The organism is Roseburia rectibacter, assembly GCF_014287515.2.
In the GTDB taxonomy this organism is placed as follows: Bacteria; Bacillota; Clostridia; order Lachnospirales; family Lachnospiraceae; genus Roseburia; species Roseburia rectibacter.
Window position 1 is genome coordinate 2,999,401 of the sequence record NZ_CP092473.1, and the last position, 11,903, is coordinate 3,011,303.

The window sequence follows — 11,903 nt, forward strand, 5'->3', positions numbered from 1 at the left end:
GTGAGTGCTAATTATTTTATAAAAAAAATATAAACTGTCCTGCGAATACGATATGCTCTGCATCCGCAGGACTTTTTCCCTCACAATCCCCTATTCTTCTATCCGGATCACATCTTTCAGCACATAATGAAACGAAGGTGCAGACGCAAACTCATTCTCCGTATATCCCTGATTCAGATCATAAGTATCGTCCGGGTCATCCGGATCTGCCCCGACATAATCTCCCCGGAACACATCCAGTTTCCCCTGCTCAAACTGCCGGATCACTTCCTGCATTTTTTCCGCTGTGCCATCCGCAGCCGTAATTTCATTTAACTCTAACATCTGCACCCAGTCTTCTTCAAAACCGGCACCAATATCATTTCCATTGACAGTTCCTTTGATACTTTTCTCAATCACACGGTCGTTTAAAACTGCATCCACAGCTCCCATCATATAGGGTTCCCAGTTGATCTTGCATCCGGTGAGATAAGTGGTCGGCGCCACATCTTCCATACTCTGATTATAACTTACCAGATAAACCGGGGTCCCCGCAGCAGTTTCCTCACACGCGGTAGCCGGGCCTGCGGTATCCGAATGCTGTGATATGATCACACAGCCCTCATCGATCAGGTCTTTGGCATACTTTTTTTCCGTCCGATAATCATTCCATTTATTGGTATAACGCACTGTCATCACCGCATCCGGTACGACTGATCTCACTCCGAGCAAAAATGCCGTATATCCGGAGATCACCTCCGCATAAGGATAGGCTGCAACATATCCGATCTTTGCCTGCTGCTCTGTGATCACGCCTTCTTTGATCAGTTCTTTCATTTTCATCCCGGCTGCCACTCCCGCCGTATATCTTCCCTGATAAATTTTTCCCATAAATGTATGATAATTTTTTAAAACAGGTTCTTCATTTGCATTCGCACATGTTGCCATACAAAACTCGATCCCGGGATATTTTTCTGCAAACTCCTTCGTAACGGTTCCATAATTATAACTGGTCGTAAAAATCAGGTCACACCCGGCATCCACAAGCTGCTGTAAGTACTCTGATTCCGTTCCCTCCGCAACATTATTGAGTGCAATGACTTTTACCTGATCCATGTATTTTGTCTGGATTGCCTCCTGCGCATCAATAAAATTGCTGGTATATGCGGTACTCGCATCTCCAACATACACAAAACCAACAGTGATCTCTTTTTCTTCGTCTCTCAGAAAGTATACAGATGCCGACACAAAAGCAATCACAATCAGACAGGTGCACAATGTCACAAGATATACTTTTTTCACTCTACTCCTCCTCTTTTTCCCTGCTATGATCTGCATGTGCATGTTCTTTGTACAGACTGCATATGTCAATCTTTCCATTGTCAATCAGTCCTAACATAACATCGACAAGTCCTGGATCAAACTGCGTTCCCCTTCCATTTTTCAGTTCCTGTATCACATAGGTCATATCCAACTGTTTCCGGTAAACGCGATTCACCGTCATTGCATCAAATGTATCTGCAATTCCGATAATTCTGGCATTGATCGGGATTTCTTCTCCTTTTAACCCGTGCACATATCCTTTTCCATCATATCTTTCATGATGATATAAGGCACCCTCTTCCACATGGTCTACGATCGTGAAACTTTTTAAGATTTCCGCACCTTTTGTCACATGCGATTTCATAATTCCATATTCCTCGTCCGTTAATTTTCCCGGCTTATTTAAAATCCGATCGGGAATACCGATTTTTCCGATATCATGTAAAAGCGCTGCCCTTTTCAGATCCTCACAGCTTTTCTCATCAAACCCAAGTTCTTTTGCGATCAGTACGGAATATTCTGCCACACGCTCAGAATGCTGACTCGTCCTTACATCTTTAGCGTCTACCGTCTTAGCAATCGTAAGTACCGTCTCATTCCCCATTTCCAGCTTCTTTTTTACCAGTTCAATCTCCTTTTTCTGAAGATTGATCACTCTCTGCACCTGTGTATGAAAAATCATCCAGGTCAGATAAGCTACTGCTAACGCAAACACTGCCACTATATAAACCACAAACCACCAGTGATCGTAGATCTCTGCCTTTTTTTCAATGGTATACACACTTTCCACTACCGGCTTCTGTCCCTTATGATCCAGCACCGCAATATGAAACTTATAGGTTCCTACCGGAAGATTTGTATAAATCACACTGGACATCTCACTTTGGGACATCACCTGCGGCTCACTGTCATACCCCTCTAAGTAAACACTTACATAAGGGAGATTCACGGAATAATTGATAATTTCCGGAAATATCTCAAGCTTTTCTGCTCCCCTTTCCAGATAGATCACCTCTCCACGTCTGACAAAATGCGATACATCATCTATTTTTACGGATTTCATCTGCATACGGTAGGAACGGACAGAAACCTCATAATTTTTAAGATTCATACAAATCACTCCCGTATCTGTGGAAAAATAGAAATTCATATCTTCATCTACATAATTCCATGCATTTGGTGTCAGCGCCCGGTTAATCCCGGCATCACTGTTTAACAGTTTATACTCTAATTTCCTCCCGGACAAAAGCTCCTCTTTATCCACAACATAGATCCCCGCTGACCCTGGTATAAACAAAGTATGGTCGATTCCCTCCACAATATCATAATTATTATAATAAGGAAATTTATCAAGACTCCTGATTTTTCCTTCCGTATCCATGTAACAGATTCCATTACTTGTTACAATAAATACACCTCCATCCTCATTTTTCACCATACGGAGGATCACCTCTGAGCTTAATCCATCCTCTTTGTTGTAAACATCATTCACTTTTCCATTTTTTATCACCGCGATTCCATTTCCATCCGTACCGGCAAATATGGTTCCGTCTTCCTGTTCTAATACACAAAGAATCTTCGGTATCGTAAGTCCATCTGATTCACCGGTCACTTTTGTAATCTCCCCGTCCCGGATAAACGTAAGTCCCGCATCTCCTGCCGCAAGTATCGTTCCGTTTTTTAGTTCTTCGACGGTACGGTATTTATTACCATTTGCCCCACTGGCATTGTCATAGACAAAAGTCTCTCCTTTTGCTGTAATCTCATAAATGCCCTTTCCCGTTGTGCAGATCCACAAGTTTCCACAGCTGTCTGTCCGAAGACATCGTATTCTTGTGCCAGCTAAGGTTTCCGTAATATCATCCGTATATTCTTCTCCGGTTTCTTCATCCATTACCTCTAATCCACTGTCCGTTCCTATATAAAACCTGTTCTGCCATTTCGTAACTGAATTAACAACCTGATTTTCCTGTATAGCTCCTGTCTGTAACAATGTAAATACTGACTTACATAAACGAAGAACGCCAAGCCTTGATGATGTAAACCAGAGATTTCCCTGATAATCCATCAGCACATGATCAATCGAACTGTTAAATGTATCTGTATTTATCATTTTAAAATCTGTCTGTTCCACAAAATATCCCACTCCGTTATCGGCACAGACAAACATGGCTCCGTCATCTAAAAAATACAGTGACTTTATATTGGATAATTCTTCACAGCCTTTCGTTTCCCTGTATTTCCACTCTCCCGTATCACAGCCATAGCAAAGTATCTCATTCTGTGAAGTTCCGGCATACAAAAGCCCGTTTTCATCAAACTTACAGCAGGAAAAATCAGCTCCCTCGGATGGCTCCACAACATCCGTGATCTTTCCCTGCCTGATAAAATACAGTTTTCCATCATCGGTTACCGCTGCAACTGTTCCATTTGCATCTGCATCCATACTTTTTACATACACAATATCTTCCATCGTCTTTTTCACATTTAACCCACCTGCTAATGTGACAATGGAAAGTGCCCCGGCTGTTCCAACATAATAATTTCCATCTGCGCACTGTGTAATACAGCGCACCGAATCCGATGCAAGTCCCTGTTTTTCAGTAATAACATTTGCAACCGTATCATTGATAAAGATGGAAAGTCCGCTGTCATTCGTTCCAACCCACAGTCTGCCTTCCTCATCCGTATACAGACAGTTCACGGTTTTTATCGATTCATATTCATTGATCCATTGAAATTTTGTGCCATTATACCGGTACAGCCCGCCATATGTTCCAATCCATAAAACGCCATCCTTCGTCTGCACAATATCATTGGCACATCCACCCGGTATTCCATTTTCCCTGCCATAAACAGTCTGAAGATAACTACTGTAATCTTCCTGTTCTGTAACTGTTTTTGCCGTTACTGTCTCTCCCCGGATCATGCCAAGCACCAATATACAAAGAAACATCATGAGCAAAGTATGCTGTCTTTTAGATACAATTTTTTTTTGAACCAATTTTATAAGAGAAAATACTAAGACGATCGTTATAACCTTATCAAGAAAATCAAGATAAAACTGTCCCATACAGTGACTGAAAAAGCTGTTGAATCCAACTTTTTCCATAGACTCAATAACACCGTCTCCCCAGATATTCTGCGTAGAACCATCACAATACAGATAGTTAAATGGGACAGAAAGTGTCACCGATAAAACCGCTACTAAAAAACTTGTTGAAAGTACTCCATAAAGATTTTTTAAAAATCCTTTTTTCACACATATGCCGGTCGTTATGCCGACCATGGCACTGACCACTGCGTAAAACATATTTGTCCAGGAATATAAAATCCCATAGGTAAGATTTACCGTCATCCCGACCATAGCTGCACAGAAAGGTCCCAGCACATACGCCGCCGTTACTGTTCCAAAAGAATCAAGCCACAACGGCAGCTGCAGCCTGTCAGACAAAATCCTGCCGGCAAAATTTATCACTATACATCCAAGTACAAACGTGCTGATCACATACCATTTATTATTTTTCATAACCTTTTCCTCATGTGTACATCAATAACACAGGTGCTATTGCTTTATCCCAGGTAACTCTACTAATATTTTAACAAAAACCGGTAAAAAGACAACTGTTTCCGTTGATTTCATACATTAATTTTTTAATGTACGAAAGTACCGGGTTACAGGATTTCTATTTCATTTAAAATTACAATATGTTAGAATAAAGCAATCACTGTAACTTATCGAATGAAAATGGTTAAAAAATACCGTACAGGTATGGAGAATAATGTGCAATGGAGGAATATCATGGAACATCAGACAAATTCATGCTTTACAGATTATTCCTGTAAAGATTTTATCACCGTTTTATCCGGCAAGTCTCCGGTTCCGGGAGGCGGAGGTGCCGCTGCCCTCGCCGGCGCGATCGGTATCGCTCTTGGAAATATGGTCGGGAGTCTTACCGTTGGAAAAAAGACCTATGCCGCTGTGGAAGAGGATATCATTCAATGTAAGAAAAAAGCAGACGACATCACAGCACGGCTTTTAGTTCTCGTGGAAAAAGACGCCAAAGCTTTTGAACCGTTAAGTGCCGCCTACGGCATGCCAAAAAGCACACCGGAAGAAATTGAAAAAAAGGCAGAAGTAATGGAAGCCGCCTTAGTGGGAGCCTGCGAAGTTCCACTTGAGATCATGCGGACCTGCGCAGAGGCGATCGATCTGATTGAAACCTTTGCCGAAAAGGGCAGTAAAATTGCCATCAGCGATGCCGGTGTCGGCGCCACGCTGCTAAAATCTGCTCTTCAGGGGGCATCCTTAAACATCTACATCAACACAAAATCCATGGCTGACAAAGAAGCTGCCACTTCCTATAATAAAGAGGCAGACATGCTGCGTGAAAAATATGAAAAAAAAGCGGACGAAATTTTTCAATCTGTCTGCAATAAAATCCGCTAAATCGGAAAACCATATATTTTTTCATCCGCTATTTGGTGACGATATCAACTGAATCAACAGAATTAAAACATCATTATTATATGGAGGTACCTATGGCTAAATTATTATCAGGAAAAGAAGTTACCGCTTCTTTAAATGAAGAGATCCGTAAAAAAGTAGAGACACTGAACGCACACCAGATCACACCAAAACTTGGCATCATCCGCATTGGTGAAAGAGAAGATGATATTTCTTACGAGCGCGGTGCGACTAAACGCTGTGAAACTCTTGGCGTTTCCTATGAAAAATTTCTGCTTCCGGAAAATGCCTCAGAGGAAATGGTTTTAAATACGATCGCACAGGTAAACGAAGCAGATGACATTCACGGCGTATTACTCTTCCGCCCTCTGCCTCGTCATTTAGATGAAAATAAGATCATCAATGCACTCGCGGCAGAAAAGGACATCGACGGCATTACTGACCGTTCCATGGCTTCTGTTTTTCTCGGAAAACAGGGTGGTTTCGCACCATGCACACCGAGTGCCTGCATGAAGATTTTAGATCATTATAGCATCGACTGCACCGGTAAAAAAGCGGTTGTAATCGGCAGAAGCCCTGTCGTTGGAAAACCAGCCGCCATGATGCTGCTTCAGAAAAATGCAACCGTAACTATCTGTCACACGAAAACTACAGATATGCCATCCGTTGTAAAAGAAGCAGACATCGTGATCGTTGCTGCCGGGAGAGCCGGTGTCATCGACGCAAAATATCTGCGTGCCGGTCAGACTGTCATCGATGTCGGCATCAACGTAAACGAAGAAGGCAAGCTCTGCGGTGATGTCAACTTCGTCGACGCTGAACCTCTCGTAGACGCGATCACTCCTGTTCCGGGCGGTGTCGGAAGTGTCACAACTTCTGTCCTGATCGAGCATGTTGTGGATGCTGCTCTCCTAAAGGCTGGATTGGATATCTTATAATTGTGCTGCACCAGTACATCATTTTTCTAAATAGCAACAGGTCACTGCACTAGAAAAAAGTCTCAACGCAGGCATAGCTTTCTACGTTGAGACTTTAAATCTACTCTCCAATCACAACTTTACAGTCCTTTTTATAGCCTAACAGAACGTCATACTCATCTATGATAATAATAACCTTTTCGATCTACAAACCAGTAGTATCCAACTCTACGATCATCTGACCGATTTTCTGCTCTTTTAACAGATAACACATATAAATTGGAAGATATGTCACAGTTCCTTCTGTTTCTACATTTCCAACGGAAAAAACATAGGCTTTCTCAAGATGATAATCCGGTATGTTCATAAAATTATCCAAAGCTTTGTGTGATTTATATGCCTTACCAGACTTAACTTCAATCGGAACAACTTTCCCATTCATTTCTATCACAAAATCCATTTCACCAATATTTTTCTTTTTACAGAAATATGGTGTAAAACCATTCGCCGTTAATTGCTGTGCGACAGCATTTTCAAAGTGTGCTCCGTTGTTCACTTCTCCGTTTTTATTAATTAATTCCATTTTTGTTTCTGCCGGATATGCACTTGTCAACAATCCAATGTCGCTCGAAAAAAGTCTGAATATATTACTGCTCTTGCTTGCTAAAAGTGGAATAACTGGTGCCTCAATATTATAAACCGGCAACGCCACACCTGCATCTTTTAACCACAAAAAACTATTTTCGTATCTGTCAAATTTCAGTTCTTTATCCAGCATCGTAAATACAAACTTTTTATTCTGCTTATTTAATTCAGCAGGAATAATGTCATATATGGACTTTAACTTAAGCTTTCTGTCCTCAATCTCATATTGGGAAAAATCCTCTTTATAAAGCGTTGTTATATCACGTTGTACTTTGTCAACCTCTCGAATATCTTTTGTTTCTATATAAGTTTTTACAGCATCTGGCATTCCTCCAACAATAAGATAAACAAAAAACATAGACAAAAGCTTCTGATGTACAAATTCGTCCACAGGACTGGCGTTTTTAAATTTTTCATTTAGCATATCTAATGTAGTTACTGAGACATTATTCGCCATCATAAATTCTTCGAAATCCATAGGGTACATCTTTAAAACAGTCAGGTATCCAACCGGAGCCGAAGCGATTCCTTTCAGTTCTACCCCTAATAAGGATCCGCTCATTACATACTTAAAACTTCCCTCATCTACAAGAAATTTTATTTTAGTTACTATTTCCGGGCATTTCTGAATCTCATCAAAAAAAACAACCGTTTCATGCGATTTGCAATCTTCTGGCATGATCATTTTTAATTTAATCAAAAAATCTTCCGCACTCATCTCTGCATTTAAGTAGGAAACCATATCCGGCTGATCAATAAAATTCACTTCAAACTTAGTATATCCGCTCTTTTCAATTTCATCTCTTATGAGCCATGTTTTTCCTATCTGTCTTGCTCCTGTCACTAATAATGCCTTATTTGAATTTTTAATCCATTCGCCAATTGCAATTGACTCTTTTCTGTACATAAATTCATACCTCCAATTACACAATACACTATCTGCCCCGTTTTTTCAATCATTATCATTACAATTTGCCCCGTTTTTAAATTTAATATAATTATATTTTGCCCCGTTTTTAACATTGCTATTCACCAAGTCTGCCCCGTTCATCAAAAAATCCGCAGGTGTGCTCTAACATCCTGCGGATTTTTCATCTCAAAATAATTATTTTACAGTAGAAACGATCAGACTCATCTTCCCCTGCATCTCAACTTTTCCATAACCATTCGGCAGGATAAAATGATCTCCCTTCTTCACCGGGCTGCTGCCCACGATTCCATCTCCCTCTAAAACAGATACTAACAGGAACGGATACTTCTGCTCAAATTCCATCTTTCCATTTACGTCTGCCTTAAAGATCGTATAATATTTGCAGGAATACAGTTCATTCAACTGATTTTCCGGCAGATTCAATGCGGATTTTACACTGTCATCCACGGATTTTGCCGGAACTGTGATAACATCAATACTCTTTTCTACATGCAATTCTCTCGGCTTGCCATTTGAAAGACGGTCATAGTCATAAACACGATAAGTAATATCACTGTTCTGCTGTGTCTCTAAGATTAAAAGTCCACCCTTGATCGCATGAACTGTTCCCGGATCGATCTGGATAAAATCACCTTTTTTCACCGGAATCTCACGGATAAATTCTTTCCATCTTCCCTGATGGATCATATCGGAAAGTTCTTCTTTCGTCTTAGCATTATGTCCGATGACAAGCGTTGCTCCCTCCGGCGCATCCATGATATACCAGCATTCTGTCTTTCCGAAAGAACCGTTTTCATGTACTTTCGCATAATCATCATCTGGATGTACCTGAATACTAAGATCATCCCTTGCATCAATGATCTTTGTGAGAAGTGGAAAACGGTCACAGTCATAGTTACCGAATACTTCCGGATGCTCCTTCCATACAGCAGATAACTTCATACCGGAAAATGCACCGTTGCGGATCGTACCGTCTCCGTTTGGATGAGCGGAAATACCCCAGCATTCGCCGATGTCATCTCCCTCAACCGGATAACCGAATTCTTCTCTTAACTTTGTTCCTCCCCAGATATTATGTGTACATACCGGGTCTAAAAACAAAATCTCTTTATTTGCCTGATTCATGCTAATGATTCCTCCATTCGTCTCTATTACTTTCTGATACCAGAATGCCGAATCCTTTACAATGCGCTGCTGCGTTGTAAAGTCTACATAAATGATACCAAAACGCTGTTTATATCCATCGGACCACTCAAAATTATCAAGAAATGTCCACAGGAAATATCCCCTTACATCTGCACCTTCATCGCTTGCACGCTGCATGGCTCCGATATAGGAATCCAGAAACGTGATACGGTTTGGATCATGCACCCTGCCATCTGCGCTGATATTATCATGACAGGACATGCCGTTTTCCGTGATGTAAAGCGGCAATGGATAACGCTCTGTCAGAAATTTTATACCATAATAAAAAGCTTCCGGCGTTACCGGCCAGTCTGCTCCTGTCTTAGGAAATCCCGGTTCACGGTCCACAAATTTCGGTTCACCGTTCTCTCCTGCACGGACATAGTAACCATTGTATATATTCTGCCCCATAAAATCAAGTGGCTGATGTATCAGCTCCATATCTTCTTCTGTGATTTCCGGCAGATATTCTGCAAATTTTTCCAGTCCTTCTTTCGGGTAATGTCCTAAAAATACAGGATCGGAAAACCATGCCACATTCCAGGTCCAGTTATCCATCGGATTATAAAAACCAAAATAAACTTTCTTTGCAGCCTCGATATCTTCCGGCTTATCGGTATATGGATAAGCAACTCCTCCGGTCGGTGCATATCCGACTTTGATATCACGGACTGCATATTTTCGAAGATTGATGACCGCCTGACCATGCGCTTTCATGAGGTTGTGCGCGATCTGGAATGTATCTTTTGCCGACAGCTTTAATCCCGGTGCATGCACACCGCTTAAATGTCCCAGTCCTACCACACACTGCGGCTCATTGATCGTAATGAAATACTCACAGATATCGGAAAAGTTCTCTGCAACGACTTTGGCATATTCCCCGAACCAGTCTATCACCTCTGGATTTAACCAGCCTCCTTTTTCATAAAGAGCCTGCGGAAACTCCCAGTGAAACATGGTAATATATGGCGTGATCCCATTTTCTTTCATACATGTGATCATATCACGGTACATCTGGATTGCTTTTTCATTGACACGTCCGGTTCCTTGCGGCAGAATACGTGCCCAGTTTAATGAAAAACGATATGCCTTGATACCAAGATTTTTCATCAGCGCGTAATCTTCCTTATAATGATGCATATGATCGCAGGTCGTATACGCATTCTGATTTTCATATATCCTGCCTGCCTCCGTAAATGCATCCCAGACGTTTTTTCCTCTTCCATCGTTTGCGTCAGTTCCCTCTACCTGATAAGAACTGCTCGCAACACCCCAAACAAAATCATCCCGAAACATATTTTCTTTTCCTTTCCCAATGAGCTATTTTTCAGAGGAACCAATGACAGAAACCAGATAAAACGGCACCGCATCGTCCTCATGTGTCTCTACCAGACGGACTTCCACCTTATGTACTTTATTTTCTCCATATTCTAAGATAGTGTCAAGCTCTAATTTATCGCCCCACGTCTCATCAAAGTTCGCATCCAGACGAACTGCATGATCCGTGTCCCCATCTACGATGATCTCTGCGACCGGTGCCGGAAGTTTTACGGATTTCCGGTACTGCACCGAAACATTACAGCCTTCAATATCAAATGTGATCGAATCACCTTTCTTTGAAGCAGTCCATCCATGTTTGAAACAGTCCGTGATATCTCTCTGCGCAGATGTATCTGCCACAAATCCACTGCAGACTGCCTTTTCATCGTTGTTCTGATGACGGATGGATTTTTCATAAGTATTTTTTGTAAGAGGTGCCGGATAATCCGGTTCACTCAGTTCCTTTACATCTTCTGTTCTTACTTTGTCCAGAAAATAGGTAATAACTGATGCCACAAGTGCATGTCCGGCATCATTCGGATGCAGGTCATCCGGTGTGATATCACGGTTTTCAATATGTCCGCTAACAACCTCCGGATAGATCGTGCTCTGCATGCTGACAGCCGGAAGATCATAATGTCTTGCAATACGTCCGTGCATCATCTGGGCATTTCCACCATTATTGTAAAATACATTATGCACCAAAAGAACTGCCGGTTTTGTTTTACTTGTATATACCTTGCGCACCAGTCCCTCATATGTTTCCATAAAATGCTCCGTGCTCTCATCATTGACAGAAAACTCAATGATCACAAAATCCGGCTCCTTCGAGAGCAGGTCATCTTCTGCACGTGCCACACCAAATTGTGATGTCGTTCCACCGATTCCTGCATTAATATAAGTAAAATCTGTCTGTGGGAATGTCTTTTTCCACCACTCATAAACATGATATGCATAACAGAGTTCCGGTTTGGTGGAAAGACTTCCCTGGGTGATCGAACCTCCTAAGAATGCAATGTTTAATGGTTCGCCGGCTTTTGCGCGGTCCATAACTTTTTTTAAGCGGTATAAGTTGCCGTGGTTGGCAATGCCGTTTTCGTATTTGATCTGATATTCCATGTTGATGTTCTCCTTT

The 11,903-nt window shown here is 41.5% G+C and carries 7 protein-coding genes; 2 read left to right on the forward strand and 5 right to left on the reverse strand.

What is annotated here, in order from left to right:
* Positions 1 to 90: 90 nt before the first annotated feature.
* Both H8S51_RS13895 and H8S51_RS13900 read right to left on the reverse strand, forming a co-directional pair.
* Complete coding sequence (locus H8S51_RS13895) at positions 91 to 1,281, reverse strand: BMP family ABC transporter substrate-binding protein (RefSeq protein ID WP_186899432.1); 1,191 nt, start codon at positions 1,279 to 1,281, stop codon at positions 91 to 93.
* 1 nt (position 1,282) lies between these two features.
* Positions 1,283 to 4,831 (reverse strand): HD domain-containing phosphohydrolase, encoded by a 3,549-nt coding sequence (locus tag H8S51_RS13900; RefSeq protein ID WP_186899433.1) that lies wholly within the window; start codon positions 4,829 to 4,831, stop codon positions 1,283 to 1,285.
* Positions 4,832 to 5,104: 273 nt separating this feature from the next.
* Between H8S51_RS13900 and H8S51_RS13905 the strand changes: the two genes are divergently transcribed.
* Complete coding sequence (locus H8S51_RS13905) at positions 5,105 to 5,752, forward strand: cyclodeaminase/cyclohydrolase family protein (RefSeq protein WP_186899434.1); 648 nt, start codon at positions 5,105 to 5,107, stop codon at positions 5,750 to 5,752.
* A gap of 92 nt (positions 5,753 to 5,844) precedes the next feature.
* Positions 5,845 to 6,708 carry a bifunctional 5,10-methylenetetrahydrofolate dehydrogenase/5,10-methenyltetrahydrofolate cyclohydrolase gene (locus tag H8S51_RS13910; RefSeq protein WP_186899435.1) on the forward strand — a complete coding sequence of 288 codons (864 nt, stop codon included), beginning with the start codon at positions 5,845 to 5,847 and terminating at the stop codon, positions 6,706 to 6,708.
* Between the two features lie 184 nt (positions 6,709 to 6,892).
* On the opposite strand, the gene H8S51_RS13915 is transcribed toward H8S51_RS13910, so the two are convergent.
* From H8S51_RS13915 to H8S51_RS13925, 3 genes are all read right to left on the reverse strand, one after another.
* Positions 6,893 to 8,239 carry an ATP-binding protein gene (locus H8S51_RS13915; protein ID WP_186899436.1) on the reverse strand — a complete coding sequence of 449 codons (1,347 nt, stop codon included), beginning with the start codon at positions 8,237 to 8,239 and terminating at the stop codon, positions 6,893 to 6,895.
* 198 nt (positions 8,240 to 8,437) lie between these two features.
* On the reverse strand, positions 8,438 to 10,744 hold the full coding sequence (locus tag H8S51_RS13920) for a GH1 family beta-glucosidase (RefSeq protein ID WP_186899437.1): 2,307 nt from the start codon (positions 10,742 to 10,744) through the stop codon (positions 8,438 to 8,440).
* Between the two features lie 24 nt (positions 10,745 to 10,768).
* Positions 10,769 to 11,887, reverse strand: coding sequence for an SGNH/GDSL hydrolase family protein (locus tag H8S51_RS13925; protein WP_186899438.1), 1,119 nt, complete (start codon positions 11,885 to 11,887; stop codon positions 10,769 to 10,771).
* Positions 11,888 to 11,903: the final 16 nt, after the last annotated feature.

Excerpts from the sequence above, each read along its gene's own strand:
- H8S51_RS13900 (WP_186899433.1), bottom strand. The coding sequence starts at position 4,831 with ATGAAAAATAATAAATGGTATGTGATCAGCACGTTTGTACTTGGATGT.
- H8S51_RS13905 (WP_186899434.1), top strand. The coding sequence starts at position 5,105 with ATGGAACATCAGACAAATTCATGCTTTACAGATTATTCCTGTAAAGAT.
- H8S51_RS13910 (WP_186899435.1), top strand. The coding sequence starts at position 5,845 with ATGGCTAAATTATTATCAGGAAAAGAAGTTACCGCTTCTTTAAATGAA.
- H8S51_RS13915 (WP_186899436.1), bottom strand. The coding sequence starts at position 8,239 with ATGTACAGAAAAGAGTCAATTGCAATTGGCGAATGGATTAAAAATTCA.
- H8S51_RS13920 (WP_186899437.1), bottom strand. The coding sequence starts at position 10,744 with ATGTTTCGGGATGATTTTGTTTGGGGTGTTGCGAGCAGTTCTTATCAG.
- H8S51_RS13925 (WP_186899438.1), bottom strand. The coding sequence starts at position 11,887 with ATGGAATATCAGATCAAATACGAAAACGGCATTGCCAACCACGGCAAC.